21 protein-coding genes are annotated in these 18273 nt (G+C 67.5%); 11 read left to right on the plus strand and 10 right to left on the minus strand.

Translation table 11 applies throughout. The features are described from left to right. The first annotated feature begins 8 nt into the window (after positions 1-8). Both D892_RS46975 and D892_RS0123355 read left to right on the plus strand, forming a co-directional pair. Positions 9-344: a hypothetical protein gene (locus D892_RS46975; protein WP_156959651.1), complete on the plus strand. Its 336-nt coding sequence runs from the start codon at positions 9-11 to the stop codon at positions 342-344. A 415-nt stretch (positions 345-759) separates the two neighbouring features. Then, positions 760-1659, plus strand: a complete 900-nt coding sequence (locus tag D892_RS0123355; protein WP_024803547.1) for a phytanoyl-CoA dioxygenase family protein — start codon at positions 760-762, stop codon at positions 1657-1659. Positions 1660-1938: 279 nt separating this feature from the next. Here the strand turns inward: D892_RS0123355 and D892_RS42020 are convergent, their stop codons facing one another. Continuing rightward, positions 1939-2349: a GNAT family N-acetyltransferase gene (locus D892_RS42020; protein WP_036567421.1), complete on the minus strand. Its 411-nt coding sequence runs from the start codon at positions 2347-2349 to the stop codon at positions 1939-1941. 283 nt (positions 2350-2632) lie between these two features. Between D892_RS42020 and D892_RS0123365 the strand changes: the two genes are divergently transcribed. Both D892_RS0123365 and D892_RS0123370 read left to right on the plus strand, forming a co-directional pair. Next, a complete protein-coding gene (locus tag D892_RS0123365) occupies positions 2633-3277 on the plus strand; it encodes a hypothetical protein (RefSeq protein WP_232236371.1) in 645 nt (214 codons plus the stop codon). 165 nt (positions 3278-3442) lie between these two features. Beyond that, positions 3443-3739 (plus strand): hypothetical protein, encoded by a 297-nt coding sequence (locus tag D892_RS0123370; protein WP_156959652.1) that lies wholly within the window; start codon positions 3443-3445, stop codon positions 3737-3739. 59 nt (positions 3740-3798) lie between these two features. On the opposite strand, the gene D892_RS0123375 is transcribed toward D892_RS0123370, so the two are convergent. Genes D892_RS0123375 through D892_RS0123415 form a run of 9 tightly spaced genes read right to left on the minus strand, consistent with a single transcriptional unit; the run spans position 3799 to position 12541 of the window. Next, positions 3799-4398 carry a hypothetical protein gene (locus D892_RS0123375; RefSeq protein WP_024803551.1) on the minus strand — a complete coding sequence of 200 codons (600 nt, stop codon included), beginning with the start codon at positions 4396-4398 and terminating at the stop codon, positions 3799-3801. A gap of 36 nt (positions 4399-4434) precedes the next feature. Continuing rightward, positions 4435-5391 (minus strand): MlaD family protein, encoded by a 957-nt coding sequence (locus D892_RS0123380; RefSeq protein WP_024803552.1) that lies wholly within the window; start codon positions 5389-5391, stop codon positions 4435-4437. Beyond that, positions 5388-6554, minus strand: coding sequence for an MlaD family protein (locus tag D892_RS0123385; protein WP_232236147.1), 1167 nt, complete (start codon positions 6552-6554; stop codon positions 5388-5390). The genes D892_RS0123380 and D892_RS0123385 overlap by 4 nt, the downstream gene beginning before the upstream one ends. Continuing rightward, a complete protein-coding gene (locus D892_RS0123390) occupies positions 6551-7654 on the minus strand; it encodes an MlaD family protein (protein WP_024803554.1) in 1104 nt (367 codons plus the stop codon). Before D892_RS0123390 ends, D892_RS0123385 begins: the two co-directional genes overlap by 4 nt. Beyond that, positions 7654-8703, minus strand: a complete 1050-nt coding sequence (locus D892_RS0123395; RefSeq protein WP_024803555.1) for an MlaD family protein — start codon at positions 8701-8703, stop codon at positions 7654-7656. The genes D892_RS0123390 and D892_RS0123395 overlap by 1 nt, the downstream gene beginning before the upstream one ends. Beyond that, the gene (locus tag D892_RS0123400) at positions 8691-9695 is read right to left on the minus strand and encodes an MlaD family protein (protein WP_024803556.1); all 1005 of its coding nucleotides are present in this window, start codon (positions 9693-9695) and stop codon (positions 8691-8693) included. The genes D892_RS0123395 and D892_RS0123400 overlap by 13 nt, the downstream gene beginning before the upstream one ends. Beyond that, positions 9692-10822 (minus strand): hypothetical protein, encoded by a 1131-nt coding sequence (locus D892_RS0123405; protein WP_024803557.1) that lies wholly within the window; start codon positions 10820-10822, stop codon positions 9692-9694. The genes D892_RS0123400 and D892_RS0123405 overlap by 4 nt, the downstream gene beginning before the upstream one ends. A 4-nt stretch (positions 10823-10826) precedes the next feature. Next, the gene (locus D892_RS0123410; RefSeq protein ID WP_024803558.1) at positions 10827-11690 is read right to left on the minus strand and encodes an ABC transporter permease; all 864 of its coding nucleotides are present in this window, start codon (positions 11688-11690) and stop codon (positions 10827-10829) included. Further along, positions 11690-12541: an ABC transporter permease gene (locus tag D892_RS0123415; protein ID WP_024803559.1), complete on the minus strand. Its 852-nt coding sequence runs from the start codon at positions 12539-12541 to the stop codon at positions 11690-11692. Before D892_RS0123415 ends, D892_RS0123410 begins: the two co-directional genes overlap by 1 nt. 306 nt (positions 12542-12847) lie before the next feature. On the opposite strand from D892_RS0123415, the gene D892_RS0123420 reads away from it, so the two are divergent. From D892_RS0123420 to D892_RS0123450, 7 genes are all read left to right on the plus strand, one after another. Further along, positions 12848-13306, plus strand: a complete 459-nt coding sequence (locus tag D892_RS0123420; RefSeq protein WP_232236148.1) for a MarR family winged helix-turn-helix transcriptional regulator — start codon at positions 12848-12850, stop codon at positions 13304-13306. A 288-nt stretch (positions 13307-13594) separates the two neighbouring features. Further along, positions 13595-13909, plus strand: a complete 315-nt coding sequence (locus D892_RS0123425) for a hypothetical protein (RefSeq protein WP_024803561.1) — start codon at positions 13595-13597, stop codon at positions 13907-13909. Positions 13910-14066: 157 nt separating this feature from the next. Continuing rightward, positions 14067-14675, plus strand: coding sequence for a flavodoxin family protein (locus D892_RS0123430; RefSeq protein WP_036567423.1), 609 nt, complete (start codon positions 14067-14069; stop codon positions 14673-14675). Between the two features lie 120 nt (positions 14676-14795). Next, positions 14796-15827 carry an iron-containing redox enzyme family protein gene (locus D892_RS0123435; RefSeq protein WP_232236372.1) on the plus strand — a complete coding sequence of 344 codons (1032 nt, stop codon included), beginning with the start codon at positions 14796-14798 and terminating at the stop codon, positions 15825-15827. A 27-nt stretch (positions 15828-15854) separates the two neighbouring features. Next, positions 15855-16502: a HemK2/MTQ2 family protein methyltransferase gene (locus D892_RS0123440; protein WP_024803564.1), complete on the plus strand. Its 648-nt coding sequence runs from the start codon at positions 15855-15857 to the stop codon at positions 16500-16502. A gap of 181 nt (positions 16503-16683) precedes the next feature. Further along, a complete protein-coding gene (locus tag D892_RS42025) occupies positions 16684-16950 on the plus strand; it encodes a CDGSH iron-sulfur domain-containing protein (protein WP_036569633.1) in 267 nt (88 codons plus the stop codon). A gap of 8 nt (positions 16951-16958) precedes the next feature. Continuing rightward, the gene (locus tag D892_RS0123450) at positions 16959-18050 is read left to right on the plus strand and encodes an aromatic acid exporter family protein (RefSeq protein WP_198036977.1); all 1092 of its coding nucleotides are present in this window, start codon (positions 16959-16961) and stop codon (positions 18048-18050) included. The last annotated feature ends 223 nt before the right edge of the window (positions 18051-18273 follow it).

The raw sequence follows: 18273 nt of genomic DNA on the forward strand, positions 1-18273 counted from the left end.
CTAGTTGGGTGCGAGGTGAACCGAATGCGGGCCATCCTAACGACGGCAGGCAGCCACTGTTCCTGTTCCTCAACATCGCCGCCACTCACACCCCCACTCACGGCTATCTCCCCGGCGCGGAAACAGACAGCTGGACACTGGCCTCAGCTTGCCTGTATGCCGGCGACTACGACGGCGCGGCGCGGTACGGCCGCGAGACGGTCGACATCCTGTCTACGGTGTCGTCGCAACGTTGCCGCACGCGGCTGCAAGATCTCGATTCCCTTGCATCCCGCTACGACCGCAATCCCGTCGTCGCCGAGATGCGAGAAGAGGTCCGTCCGGTAATCTCAACTGCCTGTTGAGCTACCTATTTGGGGTCCAGGTCGATCGACGTAATCCGCGTTTCCTCTATCGGCGGAATAACACCCAGATTGCCTCTGAGGCCCGTTGTGCACGGCACAAAGCAATAGCCCGATTCGCACTCGTGTCGGTTCTTGATGGCATGTAAACATGCGCCTGTGGTCGGTTCCACCTAGCAAGGATGTCCGCATCAGATCGGGCAGAGTCTGTGCCAACCAGGCGGCGCGCTCGAGCCGACGGTACAAAAGGTGAGGCTGTTCGCCCGGACGGGTGGGGCGTTGGCACTGACACGTTACCGAACAGTTGCAGCGAGATGGAGCTTCGGTGGATCGGCTTCTATTGGACCGAAAATCGGTTCTGCGCCAGGGCTTTTGATGGATACTGTGTGCACAGTCGACATTGCGGAGGCATTGGCCCATGCACACGTTGTCCCCGGCAGATACGGTGCTGTTGCCGTCTGGTCGTGACGTCGCGTTCTTCGCCGAGCACGGCTGGTTCCTGTCTCGAAAGCTGCTCGCCGACACCGAGATCGATGCGCTGGTGGCGGCCACCGAAGGGTTCTACGCCGGTGAGCGGAGTCGGTGCCTGCCCGTTCGACCGCCACAGTTGAAGTACTGGAAACCCGAGCACGGCGCGGTGAAACGGGAGAACGACTATGTCCACTACGAAAGTGACGCCATCGCCGAACTGTGCCTCAAACCGCTGATCGGCGCGGCGGCCGCTCGCCTGTTACAGGTCCGCGAGATTCGAGTCCTGCAAGCCACACTCATCTACAAACCGCCGGTCGTGGACGAGCCGACCAATATCGTGCCTCTGCACTCCGACCGGCATTACTGGGCGACCTCGGCATCGGACAACATCGTTACCGCCTTCATTCCGCTGCACGACTGTGGCGAGGAGAACGGGACGATCGCCATGGTCGACGGCAGCCATCGATGGCCGGAATCGGGCGTCGACGAACGTGTCGCCGCAGGGCAGTTCGCCGCCGGCGCTCCCGCCACATGGGAGGCTTTGGTCGCAGCGCACGCCGCGCGCAACGGTAGCACCCTCGATCCCATTCCCATGGTTATCCCGAAGGGGCACATGAGCTTTCACCACAGTCGCACCTACCACGGCAGTGGCGCCAACCGTACCGGCCGTCCTCGCAGAGCCATCTCGCTGCACCTGCAAGACACCGCGAATACCTACCGGGAGATCACCCTGGCGGACGGCACGCTCGCCACCTACAACCATGATTGGCTGGTCCGGCGCACCCCCGGCGGGCACCCGGACTACGCGGACCCTGAGTACTGCCCGCTGCTGTGGTCCACGCCGTGAACCCGCTCGCTACCCCGGATTCGCGTGCACAGGGTGCGCCAGCCGCAGCGGCACACCGTCGATCAACCGGGTTGCGCCGACCTGCCCAACTACCTTCCGCCAGGTGAACAGTCGGAATCAGTTGCGGGAGAGCTCAACTCAGCTCCGCTGACAAGCTCGTTCCGTGAACATCGAAGCCGCCTGGCCCTGCACAGTCGGCCTGTGCCCGAGGCGGATCTGAGCTGTTGTGGGCTGCCGCCGAGGGTGTCTGAAATCGGCTGGGCGGGCCGAAATACCCATTCAGCCCCGGTGCCTCAAACGCAACTCGTAGACGGCCCTGCTACGGCCTGGTCCTTTGAAGTCGGTGATGACCGAAATCCCGTCGACTTCGTGGTCGCCGGAAACGTTGTCGAAGCCGAGCGTGGTCCAACTGGCGTGCGCCGCATGGTTTTCGGGCTCGGATGTCAGGTACAAGCGTTCGCAGTTCCACTTCTCGGCTTGTGACCGCACGTTGTGCAGCAGCGCGCGGGTGATTCCGCGCTGCCGGTGCTTCGGGTGAGTCATGACGTCCTGGACGTACACGTCCGAGGGCCGGTCCTGGCTGCGGAATGCGATCACTACCCCGGTGATGGTGGTGTCGTCGTCGATCGCGACGGGGCAGGTCGAGGAGAACAGTTCGGCGTAGAGCCAGTAGTCGGATGTCCGGATCAGAGCTCTGCTGAGAAAGAGTGTCGATGCTGTGGTCCAATGAGGAGGTGATGATCTTCGCTCAGCTTTGGTGGCCGCTGTCCTAGCGGCCTGAGACTGTGCGTCGTGGCCGCCTTGCCTGCGGCCATTGTCCCGTCGCGAGACGAAAGCTCATTCCGGCCGTGTGCGAGGTGGCCTCGGAATGGAGAAAGGACCACCACCTGTGACCCACCCTGACGAGCACACGGCTGCCGAAAGCTTCGGCAGAATCCTGATCAGCTCCCGTTCACTCGCCGAGTACCGCGCCATGTTCGCGCTCACCGACGACGATCTAGTCCGCCGCATCCTCGATTGCCCCAGTGGCGCAGCGGAATTCACTGCCGAGGTATGCCGTCTCGGAGGCGATGTCACCGCGTGTGATATCGCGTACGCGGACGATGGCATCGACGAGGTCGCCGCGACCGCGGTGGCAGAGGCCGAGCGCGGCAACCAATACGTGCGTGCTCACGAGGATCTGTACAAGTGGAGCTTTTTCGCCGATCCTGACGAGCACCAGCGTCAGCGTCAGGCTGCTGCGGTACGTTTTGCTGCCCACACTCGGCACGACCGCAGCCGCTATGTTGCCGGGCAGCTTCCCGCGCTTCCCTTCCCCGACAACGATTTCGAGCTCGTGCTCAGCTCGCATCTGTTGTTCAGCTACGCCCGCGATCTCGACTACGAGTTCCATCTGCGCGCGGTGCTCGAGCTGATGCGCCTCACACGAGGCGAGTTGCGGGTGTTCCCGCTCGTGCCGATCGGCGCGAGTACCCGTTACCCGCTTCTGGACACATTGCTCGCCGAGCTACGCACCCACGATATCGACGGTCGCATCGTGGATGTCGACTACGAATTCCAGGTGGGCGGCAACGAAATGCTGGCATGTCGCCATCTCGGCGACGTACCGGCATCCTGAACCGACGTGCCCTCGTTGGGTCGCTCTCACCCGGATGAGAACTCCAGCCGACTTCGTGATGGGTGACGCTGCTGGTCAGCGGGCTGGACGTGGAGCGGCCACCGCGTGATCATGTCGTGTTTGTTGGTGACACAACGCCGGGACGAGTAGCGAGCGAGGTGGCCGGTGACTCACGCGCGAGAACCGTTGACGCCCAACAAGCGCCGCATCCTCGAGGCCATGAGCGACGGCGAACGGCATTGGGCCGAACAGCTGTACCAGCGGCTCGGGATGCCGCGTCGCAACGGTGTGACCATGGCACTCAACTGGTTTCTCAAATACGGCTACATCGCTCGTGTTCAGGGTGACGACGGGCATGTCGTCATCGGAAAGGACAGCACCGACGAGGTGTTCGTGATCACCGACAGGGGCCGCCGAGCCGCCGCGAACCTCGATGCGGGTTACGACCTCCTCAGCCCTTGACCGGCCGAGACAGGTTCCGTTCCGGAACACCGGGCGTTCCGAACCCGTACCGGCCCAGCCTATTTCACCGGCAGGGCGTTCTGTAGCCCCCCGACGTCGGTGATCTTCCAGTCGGCGTTGCGGTCGATGGTGAGGGAGTAGGTGACGGTGGTTTGGGCGCCGTCGGGGGTTTGGGCGCTGGTCGAGTTCACGTTGAGGTAGGCGTTGACCTTGTAGATGCCGCCGGATTCGGAGGTGACCTGTGCCGAGAGCGGGGTTGCCTTCGAGGTCCATTGCAGGGGGAGGAGGATCTGCTCCAGTTGTGGTGCGGTGGCGTCGAATTTGGCGGAGAGCTGGGGTGTGGTGCCGGCCTGCAGGCGGGTGATCCAGCCCTTGACGTCGTGGAAGTCGATGGTGGAGGCGCCGACGGCGTAGTCCGAGGCGATCTTTTCCGCGTGCCGGTCGTCCGCGGCGCGGCTGTCGCGGTCGGCGATCGTCGAGCGCGCGGACCAGTAGAGCGACGCGAAAACCAGTGTGGCGATGAGGAGTCCGGCGATGACGACCGTGGACAGTACGGTCGACAGTCGGATCGACAGGGTGCGCGGGGTCTTGCCGCCGGCCGGTTCGGTCGCGGATGCGGTGTCGGTTCGGGTGGTGTCTTCGTCCGTTGCTGTCGTCATGCTGTGTTCCTTTGCCGGGCCGAGGGTGTCGGTGGGCTATTTGACGCCGATTCGGAAATGCAGCGTCCCGTCGGTATCGACACTGCCCAGCGCTTGGTCGATCAGCGCGCTGATGTCGATGTTCGGTGTGCGGTGGACCGCGTCGGCGACTGCGGGCCGCAACACCGGCGCGAGTGGCGCGATGCTGGGGCCGATCTTGTTCAGCAGGTTCGTCGTGTTGTCCAGGAAGGGGACCACCCCGTCGCCGGTGAAGTAGTCCGACGTCGGGCGGGCCTCGACCAGTCCCTGTCCCTGTTCGACGATCCTGTTGAGGAAGTTGCCGAACTCGCCGAGCTCCGGGCCCGCGGCGGCGAGGGACGGCCCGAGCCAGTCGATGTCGCCGCCCATCGACTGGATGTCGCTGAACAGCTGCCGGACGGCGGCGGTGCGGCTGAGCAGGGTGGTGGCCAGCAGGGTGGTCGATCGCTGCAGGGTCTGCATCGTCGCGTCGGTACCGGCGAGCGCCTGGTCGAAGGTGTCGACCAGGCGGGCCATGACTTCCGGACGAAACTGGTTCAGCAGCTCGACCAACCGGGACGACAGCGCCGTGATCGTCATCGGCGTGCGAATCCTGTCGGTGGGAACGACCTGGCCGTTCGCGAGGTACGGTCCGCTGCCGTCGGGCGGCTCGAATTCGATGTAGGGCTCGCCGAGCGCCGACAGCTGTTCGATGATGACGTTGCTGGACAAGGGAATTCGGTAACGGGTGTCGATCTCGAGCCGGACGAGCACACCCTGTGCCTGTTTGCGGACCTCCTGGGCGCGCCCGACCTGCACGCCCCGCAGCAGCACCGGGGCATTCGGCCCGAGCCCGCCGGAGTCGGCGAGCCGCAGATCCGCGGTGATGTGGGATCGCCGCGGATCCAGATGCAGCACACCGACTGTCATGTAGGTGATGCCGAGAACCAGCACCGTGGCGATCGCGGTGAGGGACACGGCCGCACGCGCATTCATCGGACCACCCCGATCATGCGGAGGGAGTCGACGATTCGACCGGTCTGCTCCTCGGGCGGCATCGACGCGGCCGGAGCCGGTGCTGCCATGGTGGCCTGGACCAGGTTGACCTTCGGTCCCCGGTCGGCGAATGGAATGATCTTGTTGTTGATCAGCTCGACCAGCTTCTTCATATTCGACGGCGACCCGGTGTCCAGGGGGTAGCTGCCGAACAGCATGGGCACCACGGCCCGGACGGTGCCGTCGAGCGAGTGCAGCATCGGGCCCAGCCAGGCGGCGGCCGGCCCGAGCGGGCCGAGCGCGGTCAGCACGAGGATGACCCCGATCTGCGCGTTCACGGAATCGGTGGTGTGCTGCACGCCGTAGGGGGTGAGGAGCTCGTCGAGGAACGGCGTGTTCTTCAGCACCCCGTCGTCCACGGTGGTGTGCAGGCCGTCGAGCACGGCGTCGACCGAGTCCAGGCGGCCGCCGAGATCGGTGAGGTCGGCGCCCAGCGTGCCGGCGAGGCGGGCGGTGTCGCGCGGGTCCTCGGGAAGGATCCCGTTCATCTTGCGGACGATGTCCTGGACGTCGGTCACGGCGCCGCTGCCGACGAAGGTGGACAGCCCGGCGAGGATGTCCTCGATGGGCGGTGACTGGGTGGTGTTCGACAGCGGAATCGTCGCGCCCGGTTCGAGTCGGCCCGCGGACTGCGTCGCCGGCTCGGTCAGCGCGATGTGCACGTCGCCGAGCGGGGTTTCCTGTCTCAGCTCCGCGGTGGTGCCGATCGGCAGTCGCACCGCGTCGCGGATGTCGACGTCGGCGATGACGTACCCCTCGGTACCGCTCGGATTCGGCGGTCCGCTCGGGTTCGGCTCTCCGGTCGGATTCGGTACTGCCGTATCCGGATTCACGGTGTCCGGATTCACGGTGTCCGGATCAACGACGGTGACCCCGCTCAACTGACCCACGCGGACCCCGTTGGCGATGACCTTGGCGCCCTGCGGCAGATTGAGCACAGTGGCGAACTCGATGCGCAGGCGATAGGTCGGGCCGTCGACACCCGTCCCGGGCACCGGGACGTCGGCGGGCTGGAAGCCACATCCGGTGAGGGACACCAGGACTGCCAGGGCGAGCATCGCGTGGACACCGAAACGCCGTGCCGCGCGGGCGAATCGCGTCATCGGGCGCTCACCCCCGCGAGCAGGGCGGGCAGGGCAGGCAGGGTCACCGAGCCGTCGTCCGGCGGGGCGCACGGCTGCCCGGTGACGGCCTGCACCGCGGCGCACACCCGATCCGCATCCGGCTGGGGGAGCGCGAGTTTCGGTGGCGCGTAGCCGATCGTCAGCCGCCCGCTGGCCGGGTCGATCGAGTTCGTGAAGCCCGTGGCGATGGCCGGCGCCATCCGGATGACATCGGTGAGCGAACCGACCCCGGCCGAAAGCAGCTGTGGCAGATCGGGAATGGCGTCGACAGCTCGTATCGCCGGCGTCCCGAACATCATGAACACGTCGTTGAGCTGTGGCAGCACCTCGGCGAGCGAGGCGACGATCTCCACGACCGGAGGGAAAGCGAGGGTGTTGATCTCGTGGAAGGCCCGGGGCAGCTGGATGATCGTCTCCTTCAGCTGTGCCCAGCCACCGTGTGCGCGGTGCGCGAGTTCGGCGAGGGCGTCGAGCAGTTGCCCGATGTGGCCGATGGCCGCGTCCGGCGCGGCGAGTGCCTTGCCGAGCTGCTGGATGAGGTCGTTGAGCTGGTCGCCGGTTCCGGCGGTGGCGCGGTCGGCCGCATCGAGCCCGGCGCCGAACGCACCCTGCTGGGCGGGATCCTGTGCGCCGTTGAGCTTGTCGGCGAGCCCGGCGAGTGCGTCGAACGTCTCCGAAAGGCTCTTGGGGGTCAGGGTTTTGGTGATGCAGGCGGCGGGATTCCAGCCCGGGCCGGAGGGTTCGGCGCCGATGAGTGCCAGGTTGCGGTCGGCGATCAGGTTCTCGCTCACCGTCACGGCCCCGACATCGGGCGGCAGCGTGCGGTCCTCCCGGACGGTGAAACGGACGCGGGCCTTGGCGCCGTCGGGCCGGATGTCGGTGACCTTGCCGACCTGCACGCCCATGACGGTGACCGCGCTGCCCTCGTACAGCCCGATGCTGTCGGGCATCTCCGCGCAGTAGCCGCGCTCGCCGGGGCCCGATCGGCTCAGCTGCAGGCCCACCGCGGCCGCCGCGACGAGGACGACGACCACCGCCGCGGACATCAGCCCGCGCGAGCCCAGGATCTTCGCGAGCATCAGCACCCTCCTCCCGGCACCGGAACGCACACGCCGGGCAGCCGGACCGTCGCGCCCGACTGATCGACCTGCACGCCGCTTCCGTCCGGCATCAGGGGCAGCAGGCGCTGTTCGAGGCCGCGGATGGCATCGAGGAGCGTGCCCATGCGGGTACCCAGTTCTCGCAGTTGCGGAATCGCCTGATCGGCGAGCGGGCGGGCACGCTCCTTCAGCGTCTCGTCCCAGGCGCGTCCGAACGGCGTGAGCTTGTGCAGGACCACCGCCAGATCGTCCAGCGCCTCCGAGATCTCCGTCCGGTAGTTGTTGATGACCGACTCCATGCCGCCCAGCGCGGTGACCAGCCGCACCAGCACATCCGAATTCAGTTTCATCGCCGTCAGATATTCGTCGGCCATCGCGAGAGTGCGGGATATGTCGGCGTTCTGCCGGTCCATGACCCCGGTCAGGTCGCCGACCGCGCCGACGGCGGCGCGGAAGGATTCCGGGCTGCCGTCGATGGAGGTGGCCAGGGTCGAAAGGTTCTGGCGCAGAACATCTCCGTCGATCTCCCGGACCGGCTGGATGGCGTCCTGGAAGACCTGGGTGAGGTTGTAGGGCAAGGTGACTCGCTCCTGCGGGACGACCGCCGAGCCGAGCGGCTGTGTTCCGGCCGGCTGCACGGCCAGGTAGTAGCCGCCGACGACGGTCAGCATGCGGATGTCGAGCGCGGTCTGATTCCCGACGAACACCTTGTCCTCGACGGTGAACGTCATCCGGACCCGATCCGGCAGGAGCGTCAGCGATGTCACCTTGCCGACCGGGATCCCCGCGACCCGGACGTCGTCACCGGTCCGGATCGTGCCGGCCTGGGCCAGGTCCGCGGAGTACTCCTGCTCCGCCGTGGTGCCGGTGACGTAGACCGCGCCGATCGCGATGATCAGGAGCACGACGGCGCACAGCCCGGCGATCCCCCAGCGCAGTTCGGCGGTGCGCGAATCGGTGGATCTCCGTGTCCGGCCGAAGAATTCGCGCAGGGCCGCGAATCGCCCTCGGCCCCTTACCTGTTGCATAGCGTGATCCTCTGTCCGGAGATGAGCAGCTGCAGGGGCTCAGGCGCCGCCGCGGTGCCGCGCGAACAGGTCATCGCGGCGTCGGGCCCGGTCGGCGGGACGGCCGCCGTCATCGACTGGATCAGGCCGGGCATCCGCCCGAACACCACCGCGGCCTCGTGCGGATCGGGAAAGGCGTTCTGCAGCAAGGCATCCAGATCCCTGTCTCGATCACCGCTCACGCCGAGGGTGGTCAGGGTGCTTCGCAGCGGTTTCAGAATCGGCGGAATGGTGACGGCGAACTGGACGAGTCCCGGGAGCTTGTCGGTGATGTTGACGAACAGGTTGGTCAGGTTGGTCATGAGCAGGATCGTGTTCCCCGACTTGCCACCGAGATGGTCGGAGATCTGCGCCAGGTTCCCCACCAGCGTCGACACCACGGCCTGCCGGTCCGAGACGTGGCGGCTCAGCTTGTCGACGGCATCCAGCGCCGGGCCGATGCCCGTCCCGTCACCCTGGATGACCGCGAGCATGCTGGTCGCGAACTGGTTGATATCGGCGGGGGACAGCTGCGCCAGCACCGGTTGCAGCCCCTTGAACAGCGTGGTGATGTCGAAGGCCGGAATCGTGTCGGCGGTCTCGAAGACGGTCTCCGGATCGCGGGGGCGCTCGGGCCGGTCGGGCTGCTGGATGTCCAGATAGCGGAAGCCGGTGAGGTTCTGATAGCGGACGGCGATCTTGCCGCCCTCGAACAGGGGATGCCCCCGGGTGACCGTGAAGTGCACGCGCGCGAGCGCGCCGTCCAGTTCGACGTCGCGGACCTTGCCGACCTGCACCCCGTAGAGGCGCACGTCGTCGCCGGCCCGCAGCCCGTTCGCGTCGGTGAACATCGCCGTGTAGGTCTGGGTATCGCCCTGGACCGGCCGTTCGATCACCCGGAACACCCCGAACAGGACGACGACCGTGAGCAGCGCGGCCACGGCGAGGCGGATCGCCAGCGATCGGGTCGTCATGGATGCCCCCCGCCGGCCCGGTCGCCGAGCATGGCCGCCAGCGGCGCGGCGAGCCCGGGTACGGTACTCAGATCAACGCCCGGATCGGTGCCTGGAACAGCGCCGGCAACGTTCCCCGGAGCAATACCCGCGGGGGTGTTCAGCTCGACGCCGACGTTGAGGACCGGGCCGGTCGGCGAATCGTGAAATGCCTTGTCCAGCCGGTCGAGCAGCTCGCTCAGCTGCCCCGCGGAACGCTCCGGCGTGCCGACCGAGGACGACAGCCGGTCGAGGATCATCGAGGCGACGGGCATCATCCCGCCGAAGTGTTGTTCGGCGGTGCCGAGTGTCCGGGTGGCCGAGGGGAGCAACTTGTTCTGGACCTCGGTCCAGAAATCGCCGTATCGGGCGAGGCGCCCCGGATCCGCGAGGTACGCGTTCGTCAGGTCCCCGTACAACACCGAGATGGCACCGCTGAGCATGGGCGGCAGGCCGGCCAGCACCGAGCCGTACCGGTCGAACAGCAGCGACGGCGGGAGCTGCTGTGTCTCCGCGAACGAGCGGGCCGTCGTGCCGATCGCCTGCAGCAGCGGCGTGAACGCGCTGAGGTCCTGCGACGTCTTCCGCAGCAGCTCGGCCAGTTTCGGGGTCAGCACGTCGTTGGTGAGCAGGCCGGTCGAGCGCAGCAGCGAGGAGAGCGTGGCGTCCTGGATCCGGCCGGCGTTGCGGCCGGTCAGGTCGACCGTGGACCCGTTGCCGAGCGCCGTGCCGCCGCTGTTCGAATGCAGTTGCAGCGCACTGATTCCGAACAGGTTGCCCGGCGCGTAGTCGACGCTCAGCGCATCGGTCAGGCCGAACAGCTGGGAGCGTCGCAGGCCGAGGTCGACGCGCTGCCGGCCCGGCGCGGCGTTGTCGATTCCGGTGATCGATCCGATGCGCACGCCGTCGAGCCGGACGTCGGTGCCCGGCTCGATGCCCTCGCCGACGTGGCCGGTGATCAGCGCGACGCGGATCTCGTCCGCGGAGCGGCGCTCGGGCGCGAGCCGCCAGCCGATGACGAGTGCGACGACGAGCAGGACCGCGCAGAGGCCGAGGATGCGGGCGCGGCGCGGGCCGACGTCGGTTCCGGGGAGAGCGTAGGCGGGCATGCGGTCACCCCGTGAACGTGATGGGGGACTGGAAGCCCCACAGGACGATGGTCGCGAACATGTCCAGCGCGATGATCGACACCAGGCTGGCGCGGATGGCGCGGCCGGAGCCGATGCCCACCCCCTCGGGGCCGCCGGTGGCGAAATAGCCCTGGTAGCAATGGATCAGCACGACGGCGATCGCGAAGACCATCACCTTGATCGTCGCCGCGATCACGTCCCAGCCGAGCACGAACTGATCGAAGTAGTGGTCGTAGGTGCCCGACGGGGTGCCGTGGACGGTCGTCACGATCAGCTCGCAGGACAGGTAGCTGAGGATCAGCGCCACCACGAAAGCCGGTGCCACCGCGACGATTCCGGCGATCACCCGGGTCGTCACGACGAACGGCACCGAGCGGATGCCCAGCGACTCCATCGCGTCGATCTCCTCGGAGATGCGCATCGAACCGATCTCGGCCGTCATCCGGCAGCCGGCCTGCGCCGCGAACCCGACGCCGGCCGCGATCGGGGCCAGCTCGCGGGTGACGCCGAACGCCGAGATGAGCCCGCTGAGCTGGCCCAGCGACAGGAGATTCAGCGCGCTGTAGGCCTCGATGCCGATGGACGCGCCCATCGAGGCGCCCAGTAGCAGCATCAGCGGAACCACCCCGCCGCCGATGATCACCGAGCCGCGGCCCCAGGTCATATCGGTGATCACGGTGATCGTCTGCCGCCGGTATTTCAGCAGCGTGTAGGGGACCGACGAGAACACCTGCCAGCAGAAGCCGATCACGAAACCGATCGCGTCGATCGGGCCCAGCGGGTGTATCCGGTGACGCATCCGGTTCGCCCAGCGCAGCCCGGCCGGCAGGTACGGGGTCGCCGTCATCACGCCATCCTCACCGGGATGAACATCGTAACCACTTGGGTGACAGCGGTATTGAGGACGGTGACGGCGGCGATCGACATGACGACGGCGGCGTTCACCCCGTCGGCGACGCCGCGCGGGCCGCCCTTCGCCTCCAGCCCCCGCTGACACGCGATGACCACGACCAGGAAGCCGAACAGGAACGACTTGAGCACCGCCACCCAGACGTCGACGGAGGTGGTGAACGAGCCGAACGAATCCCAGTAACTGCCGGGCGTGACGTCCAGGGCCGACACCGCGACCACGAATCCGGACGCGATGCCGACGACGACGATCAGCGTGGTGAGCATCGGCGCCACCAGCATCATCGCGGTGATGCGCGGGACGACCAGCCGCTGCACCGGATCGACGCCCATGACGCGCATGGCGTCGACCTCCTCGCGGATGGTCCGGGCGCCGAGGTCGGCCGCGATGGCCGCCGAACCCGCGCCGCCCAGCAGCATCGCGGCGGCCATGGGCGCACCCTGCTTGATCACGCCGAGCCCGCCGGCCGCGCCGATCATCGAATCGGCGCCGAGCTGCGAGACGATGTTGCCGACCTGGGCCGAGACGATGACCCCGAACGGGATCGCCATCAGGATGCTGGGCACCGCGGTCACCTTGATGAGAAACCATGCCTGCGTGAGGGTTTCGTGCACCTGGAAGCGCAGCCGGATCAGGTCCACGACGGCGACGCGGATCGCCTGTGCGCCCATCCGCAGGGCTCGCCCGAGGGTGGCGAGACTGGACAGCACCGTCTCGGAGAAATTTCGGCGCAGGGCTGTCGCCGCGTCACCGCCGGACGGGCGGACGGCCGGATTCGTCGTCGACACCGAACCTCCTTGTTCGACGAATGTGTCGCGCTCTGCGAGCCGATTTCAGAATTCGGCACCGCTCATTCGTCTGGCGAGATCGGGTGCACTCGTATTACTGATCCATCGGGCTGGTATCGGCACTGTGGGCTGCATGAGAACCGACATTCTTTTCTTGCTTGGTATAAGCGACGTACATTGCTCGGGCGGCCGGTTCCGCGAATCGGGCGACACGCTTGTTAAGCAACTTAACAGGGAAGGTACACCCGGGGTTGTAGGCTGTCAACGACTTTCGTGAGTTCGGGCATTTGCCAGGAGAGGAGTGCTGTGGCTGAATCCGATGCCGAGGTCGGCCGGCAGATCGCGATGGGGCTGCTGCGCGTCGTCAACAAAATCAACCAGGGTCGGCGGACGCCGCGCAGTTACGGCGCCGGGCCGCCGATGACCATGCTGGAAGCCGAAATGTGCTTCCTGATCTCGCACCATTCCGGTGTCACCGGCAGTGAGCTTTCTCAGCAGCTCGGTGTCACTCGTTCGGCGATGTCGCAGACCATTGCGAAATTGAAGCAGAAAGGTTTTGTCGTCGAGGTTCCGGATCCTTCCGATAGCAAGCGTAAGAAACTTTTCGTGACGCCGCTGGGGCGTCGGGCCGCGGATGTCGCCGATGACTATGCGCGGGCCATGGCGAGCGAACTCTTCGATACTTCCCGGGCGGAATTGGACAGTTATCTTCGGTTGGTCAGCAAATGGGAGGCCTTCCTCGATGCGGCGCGGGACAAGTGGTAGCGATCCGGGCGCCGTCACCCGGCCTCGGTGTCCGATTGGTCCTGGTCGGCAGCGCCGGTGTGCCGCACGGGTGATGCGGAGGTCTGGACATAGCACCGGACATGTGTCCGGATGTTATTTCAGTCGGGGGTCCGGGGCAAGCGTTTTCGGGGAGATGGCACCGGTGGATTCGTCCGCGATGCGGCGACGGTGGCGGGCCCGCGCCATCCGGCCAGGTCGGCCCCGAGATTGTCCTGCGCAGGGATGGCCGGTAGTGTATGGACACATGTCCGAACATTATTCCGAACAATGGTCGAGCGCTGCGGTGCGAGACGGCCGTCCGCGGCGACGGCGGGACCGCGCGAGCAGCTGATGGACAAGGAAGACCTGGAGATCATCGACTTCGCGCTGCTGTGGCAGCCCTTCGGCGGCCCGCCGGCCGAGGAGATCCTCGTCAACTTCGGGATGAGTGAGCTGCGGTTCCGCTCCCGGGTCGTCGACATCCTCGCCGCCCGCGGGACCGGCGCGGACCGGCCGTTACGGCAGCATGCCCGCGCGGCCCTGCGCTCGTATCTCGACATCGCCCGATCGGCGGCGCTCGCCCGTGCTTCCGCGGGGCGCTGAATCCGCGGGTCGCCGAATCCACGGGGCGCTGAGGCAGGGGCGGGGGAAACCCGAAGCGCTTCAGGGTGTTCCGAGTGGGGCGTTTGGCTCGTTGCGGTCGGGCAATTACGGCTCATAGCACCGCAAACCGGTTCCCGGGAGAGAGGACGAGACGGTGATGACACTGACCGCGCACGCGCTGGTGTGCACGCTGAAGGGATCGCCGCAGCAGTCCAGTAGCGATCTGATCACCTATCAGCTGCTCGACGAATTCCGAAACCAGGGAGTGGCCGTCGATTCGGCGCGCGTGGTGGATTACGACGTGCGTCCCGGCATCACGGCCGACGAAGGGAACGGTGACGAGTGGCCGATCCTGCGCCGCGCGGTACTCGACGCCGATATCCTGCTGCTTGCCACGCCGACCTGGGTCGGGCACATGTCCTCGGTCGCGCAGCGGGTGTTGGAGCGACTGGATGCCGAACTGTCCGAGACCGACGGCGAGGGCCGCCCGGACATGGTGGGCAAGGTCGCCACCGCGGCGGTGGTCGGCAACGAGGACGGCGCGCACAAGGTGATCGCCGACCTGTTCCAGGGTCTCAACGACATCGGTTTCACCATTCCGGCCCAGGGTGCCACCTATTGGAATGGAGAAGCCATGAGCGGCACCGACTACCGTGATCTGAACGAGGTCCCGCCCCAGGTGAAATCCACCAACGGCGCCGTGGTCCGCAACGCGATCCACACGGCCCGGCTGCTGCGCTCCGACCCGTACCCGCCCTACTCCTGAGGTTCCGCCCGGGGATGGGAGGCGACTGTGGACTCCAGCTCGAAATTGTTGCAGGCCGAGGCAAGTGGCCGGGTTAGCGGCCGACGCCCGGTCGGTGCTGCCGATCCGGCCGCGCCGCGACTGCCGGAACCCCGGGGGCCGTTGTCCGGTGCCGTAATCGATGTGCTGCGCGGCGATTCCCGTTGTGTGCGTTTCGATCCCGCCGGCGCCGACCCCTACGGGGACGATCTGCAGCTGGCGCTGCATCTCTGCTACGAATTGCATTACCACGGTTTCGAATCGGTGGATCCGGGCTGGGAATGGAACCCCGCGCTGCTGCGGTTCCGGGCGCAGCTGGAGGAACGGTTCCTGGCCGCGCTGCGCCGCGATGTGGCCGGTGGCGACGATCTCGACGCCGAACTGGAACAGCTGATCACCGAGCCGGTCGAGGCGACCGGCGTCGGGCAGTTCCTGTGCGACGAGGGGCGCTGGTGGCAGGTCCGCGAGTACTTCGCGCAGCGGTCGATCTACCACCACAAGGAGGCCGACCCGTACGCCTGGGTGATCCCCCGGCTGCGCGGCCAGGCCAAGGCGGCGCTGGTCGCGGTCGAATTCGACGAGTTCGGCGCGGGGCGCGGCGAGCGCGTGCACGCCCGGCTGTTCGCCGACCTGCTCGACGGCGCCGGATTGAACTCCGGCTACCTGCACTACCTGACTGTCACACCGGCGCCGATGGTGGCGCTGGTCAACATGATGTCGCTGTTCGGGCTGCATCGCGAGTTCCGCGGTGCGCTCGTCGGGCACTTCGCAACCGTCGAGATCACCTCGCCCCCGGCGGCCCGGCGCATGGTCGAGACCCTGCGGCGGCTGGCGGCGGCCCCGGAGTGCGTGCGGTTCTACACCGAACACATCGAGGCGGACGCCGTGCACGAGCAGGTCATGCGCCGCGACGTGATCGGTGACCTGCTCACGCAGGAACCCGGTCTCCTCGGCTCGGTGGTGTTCGGCATCCAGGCCACGAATCTGCTCGAGGAACACCTCGAGCGGCATCTGCTCGACCACAGCTGGTACGCCGGGCGCAGTTCCCTGCGCGCCCCGCGGGCACCGGAAAATCCGGAGGCGCTGGAAAATCCTGAGGCGCTGTGCGATTCGGCACCGGTCGGAGCGGATTGAACGCGCCGAACCGGGTATCCGCCGAATATGATCTACCTTCGCAGTCCGGATGTGTATCGGCCGCAGGCGGATACGGCGTTGCTGATGCGGGCGATGGCCGCGGCCGCCGTGCCGTGCGGACATGTGCTGGACGTGTGCACGGGTACCGGGGCGATCGCCCTGGATGCGCTCCGCAACGGCGCGAAACACGTGACGGCGGTGGACATTTCGCGTTCGGCACTGCTGTCGGCGTGGCTCAACAGCCGGCTGCACGGCGCCCGGATCGAACTGGTGCGCGGTGAGTTCACCCGCGTCCTGCGACATCGCCGATTCGACGCGGTGCTGGCGAACCCGCCGTACGTGCCCGGACCGGAGCCTACGGCTCGCGGCGGCCGCGCCCGGGCCTGGAACGCCGGACCGGCGGGCCGGGCGGTGCTCGACCCGCTGTGCCGAGTGCTGCCGAACCTGCTGAACCCGCACGGGATCGCGTTGATCGTGCAGTCGACGCTGAGCGCCCCGGACATCACGGTGCACCGGCTGCGGGCCGACGGTTTGAAGGCCGCGGTCGTGGCGCGGGAGACGACCGGCTTCGGTCCGGTCTTGCGCGAACGCGCCGCGTGGCTGGAACGGGCCGGACTGATCGAGCCCGGCCAACGAGACGAAGAGCTGGTGGTCATCCGTGCCGACCGACCATGATGGCCCGACCGACAAGCGAGCGGCGCCCGGACCGGGCGCGTCGGCCGAAGAGAGTGTGCCGCCCGAGCATGGTGTGCGGACCGAGCGTGGTGTGCGGAGCGAGCCCGGTGTGCGGAGCGAGCCCGGTGTGCCGAGCGAGCCCGGTGTGCCGAGCGAGCGTGGTGCGCGGACCGAGCCCGGTATGCCGAGGGAGCGTGGTGCACGGAGCGAGCGTGCTGCGCCGACCGAGTGCGGCGCGCCGGACGAACACGCGGTCGACCGCCGCCGGGTCACTCTGACCGCCGACGGCCCCGCATTGATCGAGGGCCCCGTCGAACTCGTCACCGCCGACGGCACCACGATCCGCTGCGACCGCTTCGTCGTCGCCGTCTGCACCTGCCGACGCTCGCGCAGCTATCCACTCTGCGACACCAGCCATCGGCGGCACCGCCGGGCCCCGCGCGGTTGATGTCCGCGGTGCGGGCAGCGCTGTCGTCCGCCGCGTCGACGGTCGCTCGGTGGGTGCCGCGCGGCCGGGAGCGGGAGGCGGTCCTGCAGGCGGCGAAGATGACCGGGGCCGCGGTGCTGGCGTGGGTGGCCGCGCGGCTGGTGACCTCCTCGCCGCAGTCGTTCGTCGCGCCCTACGCGGCGGTGTTCCTGATGACCGCCACGGTGTACCGCTCGCTGACCAACGCGGTGCAACAGGCGAGTGCGCTACTGGTCGGCCTGGTGGTCGCGTACGGGGTAGGCGTGCTGGTCCCGCAGCCGGTAGCGGCGCTCGGGATCGCGGTGTTCGTCGGGATGATGCTGGGGCAGTGGCATCGCTTCGGCGCCAACGGCATCTGGGTGGGCGTGACGGCGCTGCTGTCGATCACCTACGGCACCGCGGGAAATGTCGCTTATCTGGTGCAGTGGATGGGCCAGATGGTGTTCGGCTGCGTGATCGGGGTGGCGGTCAACATGCTCATCGTGCCCCCGGTATACCTGCGGCGCCCCCGCGACGCGGTCTCGACACTGGTCGGGGAGGTCTGCGACCTGTTGCGGACGATGGCCGCCGAGCTGGGCGAGAAATGGGAACTGGATACGGCCGCGCGGTGGTTGCGGCGCGCGCGCCGGCTGGACTCCGCGGTGGACCGGGCCTACGCGGCCGTCGCCCACGGCCGGGAGAGCACGCGATGGAACATCCGCTGGCTGGTCCATCGGCGGCGGGGTTACCGTCCGCCGTCGGAATTCGAAGCGCCCCTGCGGACCTTGGCCGAGGTGTCCGAGCAGGTGAAGCGAATCGCCGAGGCCATGACCACGGCCGCCCACGACGAGAAGTTCGACTGGCGGTTCGCCGCCTATTACGCCCCGCTGCTCGACGCGCTGGCCGAGGCGGTGTCGTGTCTCGACAGCGCCGAGGAACGGTTCGACGACCTGCCGGATCGCCTCGCGACCGTCGCCGAACGACACCGGCGGTTGACTGTGCGGCCCGGCACGAGCACCCCGGCCGTGCGCGAAGCGGAGGACGGCACACTGCTGGCGTCGGCTCGTTCCCTGCACGTGTTGCGGCAGGTGAACACCCCGTGACGTCGAATCGTCCGAGCGCCGCAACGGGAGGCGACGGTCCTCGTCGTCCGGGTGTGTTTCGGGCCCGATGGGCGTAGATGTGGTTGCGGTTTCGGGCTCGGATGCCGGTGGCCATGCCGCGTGGTCGGCGGCCGGTGCAGCCGCGGTAATGGGGTTGGTCGTCAGCGGGTTGCTGTGCACCGCGCGGTATCGGCCGACGGTGGTTCGAAACGGGAACGGCGGG

It is taken from the genome of Nocardia sp. BMG51109 (assembly GCF_000526215.1).
In the GTDB taxonomy this organism is placed as follows: Bacteria; Actinomycetota; Actinomycetes; order Mycobacteriales; family Mycobacteriaceae; genus Nocardia.

Coding starts and splice junctions, on each gene's coding strand:
- D892_RS0123380 (WP_024803552.1), bottom strand. CDS start 5,391: ATGAATGCGCGTGCGGCCGTGTCCCTCACCGCGATCGCCACGGTGCTG.
- D892_RS0123410 (WP_024803558.1), bottom strand. CDS start 11,690: ATGACGGCGACCCCGTACCTGCCGGCCGGGCTGCGCTGGGCGAACCGG.
- D892_RS0123425 (WP_024803561.1), top strand. CDS start 13,595: ATGGTCGAGCGCTGCGGTGCGAGACGGCCGTCCGCGGCGACGGCGGGA.
- D892_RS0123395 (WP_024803555.1), bottom strand. CDS start 8,703: ATGCAACAGGTAAGGGGCCGAGGGCGATTCGCGGCCCTGCGCGAATTC.
- D892_RS0123390 (WP_024803554.1), bottom strand. CDS start 7,654: ATGCTCGCGAAGATCCTGGGCTCGCGCGGGCTGATGTCCGCGGCGGTG.
- D892_RS0123355 (WP_024803547.1), top strand. CDS start 760: ATGCACACGTTGTCCCCGGCAGATACGGTGCTGTTGCCGTCTGGTCGT.
- D892_RS0123385 (WP_232236147.1), bottom strand. CDS start 6,554: ATGACGCGATTCGCCCGCGCGGCACGGCGTTTCGGTGTCCACGCGATG.
- D892_RS0123430 (WP_036567423.1), top strand. CDS start 14,067: ATGACACTGACCGCGCACGCGCTGGTGTGCACGCTGAAGGGATCGCCG.
- D892_RS0123375 (WP_024803551.1), bottom strand. CDS start 4,398: ATGACGACAGCAACGGACGAAGACACCACCCGAACCGACACCGCATCC.
- D892_RS0123365 (WP_232236371.1), top strand. CDS start 2,633: ATGTTCGCGCTCACCGACGACGATCTAGTCCGCCGCATCCTCGATTGC.
- D892_RS0123405 (WP_024803557.1), bottom strand. CDS start 10,822: ATGCCCGCCTACGCTCTCCCCGGAACCGACGTCGGCCCGCGCCGCGCC.
- D892_RS0123400 (WP_024803556.1), bottom strand. CDS start 9,695: ATGACGACCCGATCGCTGGCGATCCGCCTCGCCGTGGCCGCGCTGCTC.
- D892_RS0123440 (WP_024803564.1), top strand. CDS start 15,855: ATGATCTACCTTCGCAGTCCGGATGTGTATCGGCCGCAGGCGGATACG.
- D892_RS42025 (WP_036569633.1), top strand. CDS start 16,684: ATGCCGAGGGAGCGTGGTGCACGGAGCGAGCGTGCTGCGCCGACCGAG.